Origin of the sequence: Streptomyces sp. NPDC037389, from assembly GCF_040636475.1 — a bacterium.
Lineage (GTDB): Bacteria > Actinomycetota > Actinomycetes > Streptomycetales > Streptomycetaceae > Streptomyces > Streptomyces hesseae.
On the sequence record NZ_JBEZUS010000009.1, the window covers coordinates 295,706 to 313,680 of the forward strand.

General features: G+C 71.7%; 19 protein-coding genes and 2 pseudogenes. 6 read left to right on the forward strand and 15 right to left on the reverse strand.

Annotated features, from left to right (window positions below):
* Positions 1 to 25: 25 nt before the first annotated feature.
* Entirely contained in the window at positions 26 to 484 is a 459-nt protein-coding gene (locus tag AB0E98_RS21975) for a hypothetical protein (protein WP_361705100.1), read from the forward strand.
* A 101-nt stretch (positions 485 to 585) separates the two neighbouring features.
* On the opposite strand, the gene AB0E98_RS21980 is transcribed toward AB0E98_RS21975, so the two are convergent.
* The 3 genes and pseudogenes from AB0E98_RS21980 to AB0E98_RS21990 form a co-directional block, all read right to left on the reverse strand.
* On the reverse strand, positions 586 to 1,530 hold the full coding sequence (locus tag AB0E98_RS21980; RefSeq protein ID WP_361705294.1) for a hypothetical protein: 945 nt from the start codon (positions 1,528 to 1,530) through the stop codon (positions 586 to 588).
* 99 nt (positions 1,531 to 1,629) lie between these two features.
* Positions 1,630 to 1,731: pseudogene (locus tag AB0E98_RS21985) on the reverse strand (IS5/IS1182 family transposase); the annotation flags it as partial.
* A gap of 40 nt (positions 1,732 to 1,771) precedes the next feature.
* On the reverse strand, positions 1,772 to 2,731 hold the full coding sequence (locus tag AB0E98_RS21990; RefSeq protein ID WP_361705102.1) for a hypothetical protein: 960 nt from the start codon (positions 2,729 to 2,731) through the stop codon (positions 1,772 to 1,774).
* A 205-nt stretch (positions 2,732 to 2,936) separates the two neighbouring features.
* Between AB0E98_RS21990 and AB0E98_RS21995 the strand changes: the two genes are divergently transcribed.
* From AB0E98_RS21995 to AB0E98_RS22005, 3 genes are all read left to right on the forward strand, one after another.
* Positions 2,937 to 3,188 (forward strand): hypothetical protein, encoded by a 252-nt coding sequence (locus AB0E98_RS21995; protein ID WP_361705103.1) that lies wholly within the window; start codon positions 2,937 to 2,939, stop codon positions 3,186 to 3,188.
* 110 nt (positions 3,189 to 3,298) lie between these two features.
* Positions 3,299 to 4,387 (forward strand): hypothetical protein, encoded by a 1,089-nt coding sequence (locus AB0E98_RS22000; protein ID WP_361705105.1) that lies wholly within the window; start codon positions 3,299 to 3,301, stop codon positions 4,385 to 4,387.
* Between the two features lie 188 nt (positions 4,388 to 4,575).
* Positions 4,576 to 5,046, forward strand: coding sequence for a hypothetical protein (locus AB0E98_RS22005; protein ID WP_361705108.1), 471 nt, complete (start codon positions 4,576 to 4,578; stop codon positions 5,044 to 5,046).
* Between the two features lie 29 nt (positions 5,047 to 5,075).
* Here AB0E98_RS22005 and AB0E98_RS22010 read toward each other — a convergent pair whose 3' ends face one another.
* The 11 genes from AB0E98_RS22010 to AB0E98_RS22060 all read right to left on the reverse strand — a co-directional run bounded on the left by AB0E98_RS22010 (position 5,076) and on the right by AB0E98_RS22060 (position 14,875).
* Positions 5,076 to 5,630 carry an OmpA family protein gene (locus tag AB0E98_RS22010; RefSeq protein ID WP_361705296.1) on the reverse strand — a complete coding sequence of 185 codons (555 nt, stop codon included), beginning with the start codon at positions 5,628 to 5,630 and terminating at the stop codon, positions 5,076 to 5,078.
* Between the two features lie 68 nt (positions 5,631 to 5,698).
* A complete protein-coding gene (locus AB0E98_RS22015) occupies positions 5,699 to 6,265 on the reverse strand; it encodes a hypothetical protein (protein WP_361705110.1) in 567 nt (188 codons plus the stop codon).
* Between the two features lie 39 nt (positions 6,266 to 6,304).
* Positions 6,305 to 7,015 (reverse strand): pilus assembly protein TadG-related protein, encoded by a 711-nt coding sequence (locus tag AB0E98_RS22020; protein WP_361705299.1) that lies wholly within the window; start codon positions 7,013 to 7,015, stop codon positions 6,305 to 6,307.
* Positions 7,012 to 7,194, reverse strand: a complete 183-nt coding sequence (locus AB0E98_RS22025; protein ID WP_361705111.1) for a hypothetical protein — start codon at positions 7,192 to 7,194, stop codon at positions 7,012 to 7,014. The genes AB0E98_RS22020 and AB0E98_RS22025 overlap by 4 nt, the downstream gene beginning before the upstream one ends.
* A 300-nt stretch (positions 7,195 to 7,494) precedes the next feature.
* Positions 7,495 to 8,382, reverse strand: coding sequence for a DUF5936 domain-containing protein (locus AB0E98_RS22030; RefSeq protein WP_361705301.1), 888 nt, complete (start codon positions 8,380 to 8,382; stop codon positions 7,495 to 7,497).
* A 67-nt stretch (positions 8,383 to 8,449) separates the two neighbouring features.
* Entirely contained in the window at positions 8,450 to 9,397 is a 948-nt protein-coding gene (locus AB0E98_RS22035) for a type II secretion system F family protein (protein WP_361705113.1), read from the reverse strand.
* Between the two features lie 13 nt (positions 9,398 to 9,410).
* Positions 9,411 to 10,802, reverse strand: a complete 1,392-nt coding sequence (locus tag AB0E98_RS22040) for a CpaF family protein (RefSeq protein WP_361705115.1) — start codon at positions 10,800 to 10,802, stop codon at positions 9,411 to 9,413.
* Positions 10,799 to 11,320, reverse strand: a complete 522-nt coding sequence (locus AB0E98_RS22045) for a TadE/TadG family type IV pilus assembly protein (protein ID WP_361705118.1) — start codon at positions 11,318 to 11,320, stop codon at positions 10,799 to 10,801. Before AB0E98_RS22045 ends, AB0E98_RS22040 begins: the two co-directional genes overlap by 4 nt.
* A gap of 3 nt (positions 11,321 to 11,323) precedes the next feature.
* On the reverse strand, positions 11,324 to 13,060 hold the full coding sequence (locus AB0E98_RS22050) for a P-loop NTPase (protein ID WP_361705121.1): 1,737 nt from the start codon (positions 13,058 to 13,060) through the stop codon (positions 11,324 to 11,326).
* 48 nt (positions 13,061 to 13,108) lie between these two features.
* The gene (gene cpaB / locus AB0E98_RS22055; RefSeq protein WP_361705124.1) at positions 13,109 to 13,828 is read right to left on the reverse strand and encodes a Flp pilus assembly protein CpaB; all 720 of its coding nucleotides are present in this window, start codon (positions 13,826 to 13,828) and stop codon (positions 13,109 to 13,111) included.
* A gap of 72 nt (positions 13,829 to 13,900) precedes the next feature.
* Positions 13,901 to 14,875, reverse strand: a complete 975-nt coding sequence (locus AB0E98_RS22060; RefSeq protein ID WP_361705126.1) for a hypothetical protein — start codon at positions 14,873 to 14,875, stop codon at positions 13,901 to 13,903.
* Between the two features lie 269 nt (positions 14,876 to 15,144).
* Between AB0E98_RS22060 and AB0E98_RS22065 the strand changes: the two are divergent.
* Positions 15,145 to 15,302, forward strand: a pseudogene (locus tag AB0E98_RS22065) (chitinase); the annotation flags it as partial.
* 127 nt (positions 15,303 to 15,429) lie between these two features.
* On the opposite strand, the gene AB0E98_RS22070 reads toward AB0E98_RS22065, so the two are convergent.
* Positions 15,430 to 16,308, reverse strand: coding sequence for a serine protease (locus AB0E98_RS22070; protein ID WP_361705129.1), 879 nt, complete (start codon positions 16,306 to 16,308; stop codon positions 15,430 to 15,432).
* 223 nt (positions 16,309 to 16,531) lie between these two features.
* Between AB0E98_RS22070 and AB0E98_RS22075 the strand changes: the two genes are divergently transcribed.
* Positions 16,532 to 17,929 (forward strand): M14 family metallopeptidase, encoded by a 1,398-nt coding sequence (locus tag AB0E98_RS22075; RefSeq protein WP_361705130.1) that lies wholly within the window; start codon positions 16,532 to 16,534, stop codon positions 17,927 to 17,929.
* Positions 17,930 to 17,975: the final 46 nt, after the last annotated feature.

Sequence of the window (17,975 nt, forward strand, 5' to 3'; positions counted from 1 at the left end):
GGTCGGCGGTGGCCTGATCGAGGCCGTGCTCGGCGACGTGGACGCCCTCCCGGCCGTCCGGCAGCTCGTCAAGATCCCACGGCCCAACGGCCACGGCCTGATATTCATCGGCTCGTGGACGGTGCCGCGAGCCGGGTGCAGCGCCGTGGTGAAGGTCCAGGCGGCCGAAGGCCCGATAACCGGCGCGCGCGAGGCCGTCGTCCTCAGCAGCCTGGACCCGTCGCAGTACTTCACCCCTCATCCGTACGCTCCGGACGCGGGCGGTCTGCCCTACCACGTCGCCGACCACGAGCAGTGGGACGCGCAGTTCCCCGACCACCCGCTCACCCTCGTACGGATCGCGCTGGAGCGGATAACCCCCACTCTGACCCTGCACAGCGAATTCAAGGCGTTGCCGCCCTTCGCCTCTCGGAGTCGTCCGGACGTCCGCCGCTGGTTCCGCCGTCGGAACCAGGGCCCGTCGTCTGGATCATCTGGGCGTTGAACAAGGCTGCTGACTGGCGCACCGATTGCGGTGCCGATTCCTGTGCCCGGGCTTCGCGGTGCTGCGTTGTGCGTGGTGTTGCGCAGGACTTCAGCGATGGCTCACTGGATCAGGTTGGTGTGCGGATGCTCCGGGGACTCCGGGCAGACGTAGAGCTGCAGATTGTTGCTCCTGGAGATCTGGACCCGGGGCGGGTTCGACTCGATGTTGCCGTTGAGCGGGGTGATGGATTGGTCCTCGTACGGGACCCAACCGTAGTTGCTGCTGTTCCATTCGCTCGAGGCGATGGTCAGCAGCGGGACCATGCCGGCGTCACAGGTGGCGCAGAACCGGGCGACGGGATCGGTGAGGCCCCACGGGGGCCAGCCGCCGACCTTCCAGCCGGGGGCGAGAGACAGCTGGCTTCCGTAGAACGAATCCGGGTAGGGAGCCCAGGAGCTGTCCACACCGGAGCCGGCTGCCTGCCACCGGCTCCAGTCTCCCAGCTCCTGTCGCAATTCCTCCCTCAGATCCATGGGGTTGGGGTATTCGGTGATCTGCTCCGGCGCGAGCACGCACGGTCGCGGTATATAGCCGTCGTACTCCACCGCGAACGGGCCGGGCGGCGCGGGGAGGATGTCGGTGACCTCGGCGGCGGAGCGCCAGAACAGTGCGGTCGGAGGCTTGTAGTCCGGCTCGTGTTCGAAGGGACACCACAGCACCTGGAGCAGGTCGGCCTGTCCGGGCGGTCGCAGCAGGGGTACATCGCGCACGTACAGCTGGGCCACGGGCACCATGGGGTTTGGACCGTCGTGCCACTCGTAGTCCTCGCCAGCGTGCACCCCGTACGCCTCGTACAGGTCGTTCGCCTGGTTGTGCGACTCGTCGCAGTGCGGCCACGGCTCGTCGGCGGGCCACAGCAGCGGCCCGCCGACCGAACTGTCGTGCGGCGACGGCGACCCGGGGCGGGGATGCAACCGGATCGCCGGACGTGCCAGCGGAGCCAATCGAGGAAATACCGCGGTGACGTCGACCGGCCGCGGCGGGGTGGTACGGATGACCTTCATAGCGGCGATGCTGCCATCAGCCTCTGACAACGGGCGCACCGATCCACGTACAGCTGACACCGGGCAGCTTCCCCGGGTCAGTACGCGGACCAGAGGAAGATGGCCGCGTTGATCCGCCGGCACGGGGATCAACGCGCTGATACCGCTCTTCCTCAGGTGGTCGCGGATCGCGCGGGAGGAATAGGCCTTGCCGGCGAGGACTGGAGGCCGGGTTCCCACGTCCGGCCTGGTCCGAAACCGTCTAGCCGACACGCAAGGTCAGCAGCGACTCCCGCGCGAACCCGGCGAGACCGACCGGGCACAGCAGTACGTCCAGCGGGGCGTCCCGGCCCTCCCGGCGGTCGCGTTCGTAGAGGGCGCGGCCGCCGGGGGTGGTCAGGGTGATGCCGAGGCCCACGACGTCGGGGCCAGTGGTGTACGGGAGCGGATGCGCCGCGTGGGCGCAGGACGCGGTCGCGTAGTGGGGCAGCGTTTCCTTCAGGGCCGTCACGAGCGCGCCGGTCAGCTGCTCGTCCTGCTCCGTGTGGGCGACGTACCAGCTCAGCGCCATGGCGACGAGCAGGTGGCCGGGGCGGGTCCCCGGGTCGGCGTACCGCAGGGTGTCCGCCCGGTAGGAGATCTCCTCGTGGACGTCCGTGTAAGCCTTCGGGTAGCCGTGGAGCAGGGATGACAGGGTGTCGATGATGTCCCCGGCTCCCACCGGCAGGCGGGGCGGGATGTCCGTGGCCGAGCCGGGCTCGACGACGTCCATGGCGATCCGTGCCAGACCGGCCACGTTGCGCGGGCAGCGCCATGCCTCGCGCGGGAAGTCCTCCTCCCATTCGAGGCTCTCGTCGGCGAGCCCGCGAAGCTGCTCGGCGAGGTACTCGTCGTACTCGTCCTCGTGCTCCTCGTACGGGTGCCCTTCCGAGTGTTCCTCGTGCCCGCAGGGGCGGTCGCGCAGGGCGTCGTCCGTGGCCTTCAGCGCGGCCATGAGCCGCGGCGCGACGGCGTCGTCGGAGCCCCACGCGACGTAGGGGGCCATGAGCAGCAGGCCGAACGTCCAGATGTACGCGGGCTCGCCGCCGGGGTCGGCGGCGAGCCGGGCGGCGCAGTCGAGGGCGGCTCGGTCGTACTCGTCGTTGTAGGCCTCGTCGTAGTCAGCGCGTATCGCGTCCCAGGTGTGGGACAGCTCGTCGACGGACACGTCATCCATGTGCATCAGGCGAGACTAGACGGACGGACGTCGGACCAGCGCGAGCCCCCGTGACGCCCGCGCGGGCGACGACGACGTCGGTTGTGCCACCGTCCTTTCCGGAGATGCGCATGAGAGGACCGCAACTGACGCAGTCGCCGGGCCGTTCGCCGACCGCCGCGAGCACGCGCGCGAGCGGCAGACCGTCATCCGCGCGCGGCAGACCGTCATCGTGGCGAACCCCGAGCTCCAGGAGCGCGAGCTGATCAAGCTCGCCTCGCCGACGGCCGCGCTCGCCGGCGCCCTGCGCGGACGCGGTGTCGCGAAACCGGCCGCGAGTCTGACCGCCGAGGCGGGGGTCACCGTCTTCAAGGTCGGCTTCTACCGCTGGATCTCGCCCGGCGAGGAACGCGAACTGTCGCGGGTGATACGGGATTCGCCGAACGAGCTCAAGGCCGTGACGGCGGGCGACCAGCGCACGTAGCGCACGCCACGCCGTCAGACAACGCAAAAAGCTGTTGGTTCGCGATCACCCGGCCCGGATAATCCGCCTGTTCCAGACATGAAGACATGAGAAGACATGAGGGGAGATGCATGACGGTATTCGCGTGCGTGGGGTGTGACGCCGTGCTCAGCGCCCCGCTGACCGAGGTCGCGCTGCCCGACCACGCCCATCAGAAGTGGGGCAACGGGGTAATGCTGCCGGTGCTGATGGAATCGGGGACGTACGCCGTCGATCCCGAGCCCTCCGGGCCGCCGTGGCGGCCTTGGCGCGAGGTCGGGGAGGCCGAGGCCGCGACCCGAGGCGTCTTCGCACCGGTCTACGGGCTGTCGTACGGCACACCGGGCGCGATCGTCGTCGCCCCGGGGGACACCCGCGGCACCGTCCTGATACCCGAGCGGTGCGAGGGCTACTGCTGTGGGCTGACCGGCGCCGACGGCCCGAACCTCGCGTGCGAGCGGTGCGGCCGGCCGGTGGCCACCCGTGTCGACGACTGTTCGCTGTGGCAAGCGGTGTGGTTCACCCCGGACGCCGTACGCCGTCTCCCCGTGGACGGGCCCGCTCCCTGGGCGAGCGGCTGGGAGGCACTCGCGAGGGGGCCGCAGGGCGTTCCGCCGCTCAGCCGCTCCGGGGCGTGGAGCCGGGAGTGGGAGGCGGCCGTGGGGGCGGCGCTGGCGCATGTGCTGGTGGCCTCGGAGGGTGCGCCCGTGGTCGTCCCCGACGGGCTCGTCGCGGACACGTTCCGTCGCGCACTCCACGCGCTGCTTCCCCAGGGGGCGCCCGTGAAGACCCTCGCCCTGGCCGGGCCCGGCCTGCCCGCCCCGGATGCGGCCGCCGACATCCTCCTGGTGCCGCGGCACCCGCTGACGGGCGAGGCGTGGCGGCCGCCCTCCGGGACCGCGCGGACCGCGCCGCTGGCCGCCGGGACGTGGACGCGTCTCGCGTTCCCCGACGAACGGCCGTGGCAGCCCGCGGCCGGTGGGCTGCCCGACGGCGTCCTGCGCGACGATCCCCTGCCGCTGCTGCCGGATCGGTTCTTCGAGCCCGACGACGACGTCCTCCTCGACACGCTGGCACGGTTGCCCGCCGTCCGTCAGCCGTGGCTGCGCGCCGTCCACGACCGGCGTCGACCGCCCGGACGCCCGCTTCATCCGAGGCGTGTGAGCGACCTCGTCCCCTAGGGGCCCCTAGGGGCGGTCCATCTGTGGTCTGACGGCAGGACCGTGCCTCGGAGTGACCCGGGAGGCCGTGAGGGGCCCGAATACTGGAATCGGATATTCCACCCGAGTCCGAGTCCCACTCCGGTTCCGACTCCGAGTCCCACTCCGCTTCCCACTCCGCTTCCGATTTCGAAGGGCCCGGTCCCCCCATGAAGACCAAGCTCGCTGCCGGCGCCGCCGCCGGCGTCGCCATCGTCGTCCTCGCATCCGTCGGCGCCGCGGCCGCCATACCCGCCGCCAAGGACTGGTACCAAGGCCGCCACGACCAGACGTCCCAGTACGCCACCGGGGCCGAGGCCAAGGCCGACCGCGCCTCGGTGCCGCGCTGGCTGCCCGACGGCGCCCGCGAGATCCGGTACGCGATGAAGACCACCGGCGGCGACCGTCTCCTCAAGGCCACGCTGCCCACCGGCAAGCTGCCCGCGGAGTGCACGGCCCTCCCGTCCGGCACCCGGGCGAAGGAACCGAACCTCTCCGCGTCCTGGTTCCCCGGCCCCGGCAAGGACGCCGGTCGTGCCGCGCAGGCCCGTTGCGGCCTCTACTACGCCTACACCGACGGCGGCACCCTCTACGCCTGGCAGGACAACGACGACTGGATCAACGGCAACAAGGCGAGCTGACAAGGCCGGCTGACAAGACGAACCGAGGCCTACTTCCTGGGGAAGCTCACCTCCACCCGGCGGTTCTTCCGTCGCCCGTCCTCCGTGGCGTTGTCCGCGATCGGGTACTGCTCGCCGTAGCCGCGGATCTCGTACTGGACCGCCGCCGAGCCCACGTCCTTGGCCAGCTCCCGCTGGACCATGTCGGCGCGCTCCTTGCTGAGGGAGACGCCGTGATCGGCGTCGCCGAGGTTGTCCGTGAAGCCGAAGACGCGCAGGGCCGTGGCCTTCTGCTTCTTCACCTCGTCCGCGATCGCGCGGATGCGGGCGCGGGCGGCGTCGCCCAGGTCGGCGCTGTCCTTGTCGAAGATGACCTCCGCCTGGAGGGCGAAGGTGACGTCCACGTTGGTGTCCTCACGGCGCTCGCCGCCGTCGTCCGTCTCGACGACCGACTTGATGTCGAGGACGCGGCCCGGGGCGAGCTTCCTGCCCGGCCGGAGCTTGAGGCCCGGGGCCGTGGGGTCGAGCCTCACCGGCGGCGTCGTATTGGCCCGGCGGCCCGGGCCGGCGTCCGCGTACGCGTTCACCGCCGCCGGGCCCGGCATCGCGACAGCGAAAGCCAGCGTCACCGCCAGGAACGTCCCCAAGGGAACCGCTGCCGGAGTCACGACCCTCACCCCGAGATCCTGATCCGTGCGGACGGCATCGCCGGAAGCTGGAAGTCCACGTCCGTCACGGACGCGGGCGGCGCCGGGAACTGGGCGAAGACGGGACGGCTCTCGCCGGGACGGATGTTGACGAGGCCCGTGGTGCACAGGCACTCGCCGTCCGTGTCGCGCAGGACGAGATAGCGTTTCTTCCCGGCCGAGTCGATGAGCGAGGCGCCCGAGACCGAGGACTGGGACTTCATCTCCGTCTCCTTCGAGCGCCACGTCAGCGGGGTGTACGGCTTGCTCCCCCGGTTGGCGACCGTTCCGTTGACGGTGACGAAGCCGCCCTTGTCGCGGACGGCGGACGTGAGGGTGACGACCACGCCGTCCGGGCCCTTGATCTCGCCGAGCTTCGCGCCCGACGACGCGGGCTCCTCCGACGATCCCGACGACTTCGGCGCGGCGTCGGAGCCTCTCGCCGCGTTCAGGCCGATCGTCTTCTTTCCGTCGTCGTTCCCCTCACCCCCACAGCCCGCCAGGGCGAGGGATATGACGACCACAAGGGCCGCACCTGCGATCCGAAAGCTCATGGGTGCCGTTCCTTCACTGGTCGGTCGGTGAGGGTGGGGTCACTCGGCGAGGCGCACGGCGAACAGGTCCGTGGCCTTCACCATCGCCCCGGGGTGCCTGGGGTCGATCACCAGCACCTTCCCGCCGTCGCAGGTGAGGTCGACGACCGGGGGCGAGGACGGGGGCGAGGACGGGGTCGGGGTCGGGGAGGCCGTAGGGGTGGGCGTGGGGGGTGGGGTCGGGGGTACCGGCGTCGCCGCGTCGCAGCGCGGGGTCACGGTCGCCTTCGCCGTCGCCCTCGCGTGTTTGTCGCCCGTACCGGGGACGACGGACTCCCCCACCGTCCGCTCCGAGACGACCGCGACCGTGAACGAACCCGGCTCACCGCCCGGCTCACAAGTGATCGCCGGCTGGGCGCCGTTCAGTCGCGCGTACGACTCCGCCGCCTCGCAGGCCGGGCCGTCCCTGCCGCCCCGGCCCGCCAGCCAGTCGGCCCAGCCGCCCGCACCGGCTGCCCCGCCCGCACCGGCCGACCCGCCGCCCGTACCGACCGCCAGCAGGAAGCCCGTACGGAGCTGGTCCCGGTAGTCCTGGGCGGCGGCGAGGGCGGCCGCGTCGGCGGCGGTCTGGGCGGCGTTCTTGACGGCGCCCGCGCGGCCGACGGCGAAGAATGCGAGCGCGAGGAAGAGCAGGGCCGCCACGGCCGTGATGTACAGCGGGAACGCCTGTCCGGCGTCGCCACGGAGCCGCCCGAAGGGCGATCCGCTCAGCCCGTGATGCGGCTGATCTGGTTGGTGATCGCCGTCGCGATCATCGTGCCGAAGTCCGTCGTCGTCAGGACGAGGATGATGGCCACGACCACGGCGATGATGCCCAGGTACTCGACCGAGGTCTGTCCCCGGTCGTCTGCCGAAAACCTCTGGATTCCCTTCCGGGGCTCGATCCTCATGTTCTCCTCCTCGGGAGATCTCCGTACGGACCCGTTCCCTTCCCTCACCGGGAAGTTGGGACACCATCTGTCTCACCCCCGCTCAGCGGCGATGCCCTCGGACGTCGACGCCGACGACTGTCCCACATCCGATTGCAGGCGCGAAGGCCCTTCACGGTCTTCCCTCAACTCCCCCAGCGGATATGCCCCGGCGAGCTCGGAGCAGGGAGCGGCGTGGTGCGGGGATATATGGATGTGCTGCGAGGCGTGCGTCATGGCGGTGGTTCTCCTCTCACAGGTGGTGATGCACCTCATTGGCCCTCACTCCCCCGTGATGGAGCCGAAATCCGTGCCCGAGCCCAGGAAGAACCCCGCGATCAGCAGGATCACCGTGCCCGGGACCATGAACGTCGTGATGACCATCGTCGCCTTGGGCACCGTCCTGGCCGCTCGCCGCCGGGCGAGCTGGGCGTCCGTGCGGCGCATGTCCTTGGCGATTCCGATCAGGGTGTCGGCGATGGGGGTGCCCAGTTCCTCGCCCTGCTGAAGGGCGGTGACGAACTGGGCCACCTGTTCGGAGTCATTGCGCTTGCGCAGTTCGTCGAAGGCCTGGCGACGGGCCACGCCCATGTCCAACTGTCGCAGCACGACTCGCAGTTCGTCCGCCCAAGGACCCTCGTAGTGCCCGGCCACCCGGTCGAGCGCCTGCCGGAAGCTCAGCCCGGCGCTCACGACGACGGCGAGGACGTCGAGGAAGTCCGGCAGGGTCCGCTCGATGGCCGCCCGGCGCTCGCGCACGGCGGCCCGGATTCCGACCTCGATCCAGAACAGGCCGAAGGCGACCATCAGCACGGCGAGCAGGGCCTGGCCCTTGGCCAGCATCACCAGCGCGCCGACGAGGCCGAGCATGCCGTAGACGGCCCGGCGGGCCGCGTAACGGTCGACGGTCAGGCCGCCCGGGTTGCCGGCCCGGTCGATGCGGCGCCGTACGGCCGCGACGCGCTTCTCGCCCATCAGGCCGAGGACGAACGGCGCGTAGCGCATGCCGAGCCGGTCGAGGGCCGAACCGACGGCCGTCGTGCGCGTGGAGCCGACTTCGAGGGCCAGAACGAGGTCGGGAGGCAGCCTGGCCTCGCTGCGGACGAGCGCGATGCCGTGGCAGGCGCCCACGACGGACACGCCGGCCAGCAGCACCAGCAGGATTCCCATGCCGCTCATCTCCCCTTGTCCCGGGCCCGGCTCACACGTCGGTTCGTATGTCGGTTCGTACGTCGGTTCACACGTCGATCCTCGACATCCGGCGGATGAGGAAGAACCCCACTCCGTAGAGGCAGAAGGCCGCGACGACCGCGACCTGCCCCGGCCAGCTTCCCGTCATCCGGTCCAGAGATCCGGGTGCGATGCGGTCCATCAGCAGCAACGTCCCGATGCCCATCAGCGGTACGACGTATGCCGTCACCGTCACCTGCGAGAGCTGTGTCCGCACCTCGCGCCGGGTCTCCTTGCGCTCTTCGAGGGTGGTCGTGAGATTGCGCAGGGAGCTGACGACCGTGCCGCCCGCGCGATGGGAGAGGACGAGCGTGGTCACGAGCACCACCAGTTCGCGGGAGGGCAGCCGCCGTGCGAGCTCGCCGAGGGCGTCGTCGATGGAGTGGCCGACGGCGAGCCGGTCGGCGACCTTGGCGAGTTCCTCGCCCGCCGGGGCCTCCATCTCCTCGGCCGCCATGCCCAGCGCCGTGCGGAGGGCGAGTCCGGCCTGGGTGGCGTTGGCGAGGATCCGGGAGAGCTCGGGGAGCTGGCCGATGAACCTCTCGGTGCGTCTGCGCCGCTGCCACACCAGGAACGCGTGGGAGGACCAGATGGCGACGGCGGCCGCCAGCGGCCCGAAGAACGGCGCGAGGAGCAGCGCGGCGACGATCCACAGCCCGGCCGCCGCGCCGATGGTCGCGGCCGCGAACTCGCCCACGGTGACGTCCAGTCCGGTGGCCGCGATCTCCCACTCCAGCCGCCGGCCGGGGCGGGTGGCGCGCAGCCGGCGGTCAAGGCGCCGGAAGGGGCGGACCGGTCCGGCGGGGGGCGGGGCGGGGGCGTCGGAGAGCCGGTCGACGAGCGCCTGGTGGCGGTCCCTGCCGGTGGCGTACGCCCGTACGCCCGCGACGGCCAGCGTCCCGCACAGCGCGGTGGCGCCGACGGCCAGCAGGGCGAGCTCGTCCAGGTGGTCCATGTCCGCTGGTCCTTTACCTCTGCTGCCGCTGCTGTCTCTGGCCGGTTCTTCGGGTGGTGAGCTCCTGCGGGAACGCGGCGACGCCGTAGGCGGGCGGGACGGGCTCGTCGGCCATCCGCAGTCGTTCGGCGGCGCGTTCGGGGAGCGGGAAGTGCGTGAACGTGCCGCGTACGACGCGGTCGGCGCCGATCGGCCGGGCGTCGAAGCGGGCGACGGTGGCGAGGCGGTGACCGCCGCTCCCGCACCCTTCCGGACCCGGACCCGAGTCCGAGTCCGAGTTCAGCAAGGCGATCTCCGCGATGCGGCGGGTGCCGTCCGCGTGGCGGACGAGCTGCACCAGGCAGTCCACGGCGCTGTCGATCTGGTCGCGCAACGCCTCGTAGGGGATCTTGACCTCGGACATCGACGCCAGCGTGCGCAGCCTCATCAGCGCGTCCTCGGCGCTGTTGGCGTGGACGGTGGCGAGGGAGCCGTCGTGGCCGGTGGACATGGCCTGGAGCATGTCCAGGGTCTCCCCGCCGCGCACCTCGCCGACAATGATGCGATCGGGGCGCATGCGCAGGGAGTTGCGGACGAGGTCGCGAATGGTGATCCGGCCCTTGCCCTCGACGTTCGGGGGGCGGGACTCCAGCCGGATGACGTGCTGCTGTTGCAGCTGCAACTCGGCGGCGTCCTCTACGGTGATGATGCGTTCGCCGTCGGGGATGAGGCCGGAGAGGGCGTTGAGGAGCGTCGTCTTGCCCGCGCCGGTCGGCCCGGAGACGACCACGTTGAACTTCGCCCGGACGAGCGCGGCCAGCAGCATCAGCATGGGCTCGTCCAGCGTGCCCATGGAGATCAGCTCGTGGAGGGTGTACGGGCGGGGGAAGCGGCGGATGGTGAGGGTGGCGCCGTTCAGCGCGAGCGGCGGGATGATCACGTTGACGCGTTCGCCGGTGGGGAGCCGGGCGTCGACCATCGGATTCGACTCGTCCACGCGGCGGTTGACGGTGGACACGATCCGCTCGATCGTCTGCATCAGCTGATCGTGGGAGGCGAACCGTACGGGTACGGGCTCGACGCGGCCGGCGCGCTCGACGAAGACCTGGTCGGGGCCGTTGACCATGATCTCGGTGATGGAGGGGTCCTCCAGCAGGGGCTCCAGCACTCCCAGGCCGAGGGCCTCGTCGACGACCCTCCTGATGAGCCGGTCGCGTTCGGCGGTCGACAGGACGGGGCCCTCGCGGCTGATGATGTGGCCGAGTACGCGCTCCAGGCGCGAGCGGCGTTCGTCGGCGTCGAGCGCGGACATCTCGGCGAGGTCGATCTCTTCGAGGAGTTTGGCCCGGTAGACGGGGACGAGGTGGCCGGGTTCCCGGCCGTCGGGGCGGGGTTCGGGGGCGGTGATCCGGGCGCGGAGGCTCATGGGGTGACCCCGGGGGTGTCCTGGGCGCAGGCCATGGTGGCGCTGCGGGTGACGGTGAAGCCGGTGCCGGGGAGGAGGGGCGGGACGTCGACGGTCACGGTGGCGGTGGCCCGGTCCGTGCCGGGGGCGCAGGGGGTGGCGTCGACGTCCGCTCTGGCCGCGACCCAGGGGCTCACGGCGGCGCGGGCCGCTGCGGCGGGGGCGGCCTTCGGGTCGTCGACGGTGGCGGTGCGGGCGGCTGCGCGGGCGGCGGTGCCGGCCTGCATGGTGGCGTAGGCGGCTATGCCGAGGTAGGTGGCGCCGAGGGCCAGGGCCAGGAGGAGGGGGAGGAAGCCCAGGAATTCGATGGAGGCCGAGCCCTGGTCGTCCGGGTGGTGGGTTTTACCCCGGACCCGCCCTTTCCCTCCCCCAGCTACCGCTGGGAGGTGCCCCCAGCCAGGGGCTCCGCCCCCGGACCCCCGCTCCTCGAACGCCGGAGGGCCTGAATCGTTGCCCGGAGGGGCTAATGCTTCCCCCATCGCTCAGTCCTCCCTCGCCACGCCCGCCGTGCTCTCCACCGTCCACGGCCAGTCGGCCGCGCCCGGGAAGAGAACCGGGACCTTCACGCGGACGCTCGCGCTGTAGACCCCGGCCGCCGGGCCGGGGCCGCAGGACGGTTCCGTGTGCCAGGACTTCGGCATGTCGGCGCGGGCCGCGGCCGCGCAGTCGCGGCCGACCGCGCCCGCGCGGGCGCCCTTGTCGGCGGCGTGGCCGGCCAGGGAGTACGAGTAGCCGACCAGGACGCACTGCCAGACGACGGCCAGCGCGACGAGGATCAGCGGCAGGATGCCGACGAACTCCACCGCTACCTGACCCCTGTCGCCGCCGAAGCGGTCACCGAAGCGGTCACCGGACCGCTCGCGCCGCCGGAAGCGGCCGCCGCCCCCTGGCGGCACCGGGGACAGCTGTTCCGGGCCCGTGCCCCCGCCGGAGGGGGCCGACGGGTCCGTCCCGCCGCCCTCTATGGCACGGCGCCTCCGCAGGCCGCCCAGGGCCGCCGGGCGGTGGTGGGTGGCAGCCGTCCGCGAGGGCGTGGCCAGGCCCAGTTCGCCGGCCAGGGTCCACAGGGCCTGGCGGACCCCGGAGCGGGCGTCGAGGTCCTGCATCCGGCCGGAGTCCACGGCGCCCTGGAGTTCCTTGTAGCCGGCCGGGACGGTCGTACGGGCGGCGCGGGTGCCGGTGGTGCGGGCGATGAGGGGCGGCTGGATCTCCGCGTTGCGGGTGTGGCGGTTGACCACGGTGGTCGTCTCCTCGGCCGTACGGATCTGAAGCCGTTCCCAGAGCCGGACCATGCGCTTGGCCGCCCTGACGGACACCACGTCCGGCGTGGTGACCAGTAATGCCAGGTCCGCGGCCTCGATGACGGCCGCGCCCGCCGCGGTGATCTGGGTGCCGCAGTCGGCGACGACGAGTTCGTAGCGGCCGCGCAGGGCGGCGGTGATCTGCCGGGCGGCGGGTTCGCCGACCTCCTCGCCGCGTTCGCCCTCGGCCGGGGCGAGGAGCAGGCCGAGGCCGGTGGGGTGGGGGAAGACGGCGTCCGCCAGGACGCGCGGGGTGATGTCGCTGATGCCGGCGAGGTCGGCGATCGACCGGCGGAACTGTACGTCGAGGTAGGAGGCGACGTCGCCGGACTGGAGGTCCAGGTCGGTGAGGGCGACGTCCCGGCCGGCGGCGGAGGCGGCCAGGGCGAGCTGGACGGCGGTGACGGTCGTGCCGACGCCGCCCTTGGCGCCGACGACGGCGACGAGCGTGCCGCGTGCCCCTTCGGGGGCGGCGCTTCCGTCAGCGGTTCCCTCGGCGGCCGCGCCGAGGTGGTGACGGACCCCGCCGGCCCAGTGGGCGGCGGCCTGGACGCGGGCGCCCAGCTCCTCGTAGGTCGGGGGCAGTCCGGCGAGGCCGCGCGCGCCGCAGTCCATGGCGGCGGCGTACAGGGCGGGCCCGGCGTCGGCGGACATCAGGATGACGCCGGTGGCGGGGAAGCGCAGGGCGATCTCGCGGACGGTCTCAAGGGCGGGGACGGGCCCGAGGCGCTCGTGCACGAGGACGACCTCGGGCAGGTGGGCGACCCCGCCCGCGCCCAGCGCGGCGAGCGCCTCCAGCAGACGGGCGGAGTCGCCGACGCCGGGCAGGGGCGCGACGTCGGGGAGCCCGGCGAGCACACCGGCGACGGCGCGGGCGGTGCCGGGGTCGCCGACGGCCGGGAGGATTCTGATCGTCACCGGGAGCCTGCCTCCTCCATCCACACTCGGTCCACAACAACCATCCGGCTATTTGTCGGCGTCCAGGGTGTACGTGCGATCGCCGCCGGCGACGGGTTCCTGGCTGCCGGGGGCGACGAGGGCGAGCCGGACGTGCGAGGCGAACGACTCGGCGTAGGCGACACGCTGGGCGTCCTTGGTGTCGAGGGCGAAGGTGATCGGCACGGCCTCCCCCGCCTGCCGGGTGGTGGCGGCGGACCGGCTGTCACCGTCCCGTTTGAAGGGCGTGAGCTTGCCGACATCGATGACCTGGGCGCCGCTGACGATCACCTTGGAGACGGGCTTGGCGCCCTGCTCCTTGGCGTCGAAGGTGGCGTAGATGTTGACCCGCGCGCCCGGCTGGATCTTGCCGGCGACGCCTGTGGCCGCGTCGATCATGATGGCGATCTCCTGCTTGCCGGGTGCGAGCGCGGGCCGGGCGACGATCATGTCGCTCTGGAGCAGCGAGCCCTTCCGCAGCGGGGTGACGGCGATCTTGCCGCGCAGGGCGGAGAGGTCGGTGACGGCGGTGGCGGGGAGCCAGCGCTCGGGCATGGAGATCTTCTCGAACTCGTCCGTGTCCAGGTCGCGGTAGGCGGGGATGTCGGTCTTCAGCCGGTACGCGGTGGTCTCCGGGCCGACCTTCGACTCGGCGTCGTGGATGACCGAGAACACCCCGGCGAACGCGCCGACGGCGCAGAGGGCCGACAGGAGCAGCAGGACGATGCCGCGTCGCTGGCGTGAATTCATCGGGTGGCGAACCTCGTTCGGACCGGGATCGGGGTCGGGGTCGGGGCCATGGTCGTGGTGACCGGCCGGCGCTCAGCGGCCGCTCGTCGCCGGGGCGGCGTGGCGGGCGCCGGGCGCTCGTGCGCCGGGTGCCCGGGCTCCTGGCGTACGGGCTCCTGGCGTACGGGCGGTGACGGGCGGGCCGATGGCGTGGGCCGGACGGTCCGCGGCCGCGGGGTCCGCGCGCGGCACGGGCGCGGAGCAGAACCCGCAGCGGTCACCGATGAGTTCGAGGCCGCACCAGTGGCACTCCTCGCGGCGTACGGACGTGACGAGCTGGTAGAGCACGGACGGGTCGGGGATGGCGGCCGCGAACTCCACGGCCCGGTGGGTGCCCCACCAGCGCCGGGAGTCGGCGGGCAGCGGGAGGACCTCCTGGACGCCCTCGACCCGCCAGCCCGGGGCGAGGGTGTCGGTGACCCAGTCCTCGCCGGTGCGGGGGCGGGCGCGGGCGACGGTCAGCCGGGTGGCGAAGCCGGGGCCGTCGGGGGTCTCGCCGGGCCCGGTGCGCAGCAGCGTTCGGGTGGGGTTGACGAGGACGCCGAAGCGGGTGCCGGGCACGAGGGAGCCGACGTGCGCGCCGAAGCCCACGTCCACGCGGTCGCAGCGGGCGACGGAGGACAGCTGGGCGCCCGCGTAGATGTAGTGGGTGAGCAGCCGGGCGGCGGAGGCGAGCACGCCGGGGCTGAGGTCGGAGACCGACAACTGCCGTAACTGCCGGGCCAGCACGCCGACGGCGAGGGGCGGCAGGGCGACGGGCAGCAGGGCGACGCGGTCGCTCTCCAGGACCGAGCGCACGGTGTGCAGCCGGCGGACGTAGGCGGCGGGAAGGGAGTCGGGGTAGAGGACGACGAGGTGGCCGCACTGGTCGAGCAGGAGGGCGGCCTGGGTGACGGCGGTATCCAGCGGCTGTTCCTCGGGCGGCCGCAGCACGGCGGCGGCCGGAACGGGCCCGCCGGGCGGTGGGAGCACCAGATCGGAGCTGGTGACCGCTATCGCAATCGGCACGTCGGCTTCCCCGTTCACTCCGGCCGCGGGGGCTCCGGCGGTCGCAGATCGATACTGCCCAGTGCTGGCGCCTCCGCACTTTATCCACGAATGGAGCGGCTGAGAACAGTTCCTCGATGTTTGCCCCACGGGGTGGTGGCGGCGGGGGAAGCTACGACACACGACACAAACACTCCAGAGTTCCTTGGAGCGCAACGACGCCGCATCAAGTCTCCGACACCTTCCCCCTATTGGATGACACGTGATCGTTGGTCGCCGGCGAAGCCGGTTGCGGTCTCACGCAGGGCGCGAACTGCGGTTCGTCCAAGCCCTCCCGCACCTATCCGGGGCTCCGGGGGGGGCCATGACCTGGTCCACGAACCGGGATGGGGCCGGTGACAACGCGCGGTCCGGCGCGGTGGGACCGCATGTCCACGGGCTGCCGTAGGCCAGGGAGGGAGTGAGCCCCTGACCCGCCCCTTCCCGTTTCCTTCAGGGGCCCCGCCCCCGAACCCCCGGCCCTCAAGCGCCGGACGGGCTGAATGCAGCCCGTCCGGCGCTTGAGGACGGACAGGTCAGCGACGGACCTCTTCCCCGGCCGGCTTCGGCAGCTCGCAGCCCGGCAGGCCGAGGTCGATCTTGTTGCCGGTGCCGACGCACTTGGTGATGCCGTACGTCTGCTCGGCGTAGTTGATGCCCCGGCGGACCGTGACGTTGCCGTTCTCGTCGACCTCGCACGGGTTGTTCATCGTGCAGCTCTCGCCGCTCTCGTTGCCCGTGTTGTTGATGGCGACGACCTTGCCGGAATTCGCGTCGATGACGGGCGAGCCGGAGGTGCCACCTATGGTGTTGCAGGACGGGGTGTAACGGAGCGAGTCCTTCCAGGTCCAGTCGGCCTCGCGGAGCTGGTGGACGAACCCGTCGACGTTGCAGGAGTAGATGCGCTTCCAGTAGCCGGAGACGACCTTGATGGGCGTACCGGCGACGGGGTGGTCGCCGGAGAGGGCGAGCGCGTCGATGCCGTACTGCTGTTTGATCCGCGCGTAGGTGGTGTTGAGCTCGTAGAGCGTGACGTCGGTGTCGGTCATCGTCGAGTACGAGACCTTGGTGGCGCGGAGCGTGGCGACCTTGCCGGCGGTGGAGTTGAGCAGGCTGAAGGTGCGGCTGGAGGGCTGGTCGACGAGGACCTCGCCGGGGGCGGGCATGCCGGTCTCCAGGCAGTGGCCGTTGGTCATCACGAGGGCCGGGTCGCTGTCCGCCGAGTTGGGCATGCGGATCAGCGAGCCGGAACAGTTGCTCAGTGCCACGGTGCCGGCGAAGTCGACCGCCTTGGATTTGGCCGCGACCTTCGGCCCGTCGGCCGGGGCGGCCGTGGCGGGCCCGGCGCCGACGCCGGCGACGGTCGTCCCGGTGAGCAGCAGCGTCGTGAGCGCACCGACGAGAGGTCGTCTCATGGGGGGTGGTCCTCTCCGTTCAGAAGTGCATCCGGTTTTGACGTGTGCATTGTTGGGTCCGCTGTGGGCGCCGGGCAATCAAGCGGTCTGAAGTGATGGGGAAGTTGGCTTGTTTCCCTCGCACACTTCGGCTTGACCTGCTCATGTCACACCTCGAACACTGGGGAGGATCGGCAGCGAACACCCCCCTCATTCGTCGCACGAACGCCCCTCAGGAGGCCGCATGCGACCCCACACCCCCCGTTCCCGCAGGAACCGCGTCCGATGGGCCGCCGCCACGGGCGCCGCCCTGCTCACCCTGGCCATGGCCGCCCCGGCGTCCTCGCACGGCACGAACCGTTCGAACGGCACCCGGACGGACGGCACACACGCGGATGAGATCCGTACGAACGACACCCGTATGAACGACACCCGTGCGAACGGCATCCGCTCGTACGAGGTCAGCGGGCCGAGAACCGCCGCCCAGCGCACCGCCGTCGCCGCGACCGGCGCCTCGGTCGACGCCGTGCGGCACGACTCCGTCGTCGTCACCGCCGACGCCGCGCAGGCCGAGCGCATCCGTGGCATGGGCTACCGGGTGACGGCCCTGCCCGGCGCCCCGGACCGGGGCCGCGCCGCCAGGCCGTACGACTTCCCGCCCGCGGACTCGAAGTACCACAACTACGCCCGGGCCATGGCGGAGGTCGACGCGGACATCGCCGCGTACCCGTCCCTCATGAGCAAGCAGGTCATCGGCAAGTCCTACGAGGGCCGGGACATCATCGCCGTGAAGGTCACGAACGGTTCGGCGGCGACGGACGCCGCCAAGCCCGAGGTGCTCTTCACCCACCACCAGCACGCCCGCGAGCACCTGACCGTCGAGATGGCGCTGTACCTGCTCAAGGAGTTCGGCTCCCAGTACGGCAAGGACGCCCGCGTCACCAAGATGCTCGACAGCCGGGTGATCTGGATCGTGCCCGACGTCAACCCCGACGGCGGCGAATACGACATCGCCACCGGCACCTATCGCGGCTGGCGCAAGAACCGCCAGCCCAACACGGGTTCGAGCTCCCGGGGCACGGACCTCAACCGCAACTGGGACTTCAAGTGGGGCTGCTGCGGCGGTTCGTCCGGCAGCACCGGCTCGGAGACGTACCGCGGCTCCGGCCCGGAGTCGACCCCCGAGGTGAAGGTCGTCGCGGACTTCGTCCGCGGTCGCGTCGTCGGCGGCAAGCAGCAGATCAAGGCCGCGATCGACTTCCACACCTACAGCGAGCTGGTGCTCTGGCCGTTCGGCTGGACGTACGACGACACGGCGCCCGGCATGACGCAGGACGACCGCGACGCGTTCGCGGCCGTAGGAAAGTCCATGGCCGCGAGCAATGGCTACACGCCGGAGCAGTCGAGCGACCTGTACATCACGGACGGGTCGATCGACGACTGGCTCTGGGGCAACCAGAAGGTCTTCGCCTACACCTTCGAGATGTACCCGGACGCGAGCGGCGCGGGCGGCGGCTTCTACCCGCCGGCGTCGGTCATCGACCGCGAGACCGCGCGCAACCGGGAGGCGGTCCTCCAGCTCCTGGAGAACGCGGACTGCATGTACCGGTCGATCGGGAAGGAGCAGCAGTACTGCTCATGAGCGGCTGAACGGTGGCTGATGCGGGGGCGGGCCGACGGCTCGCCCC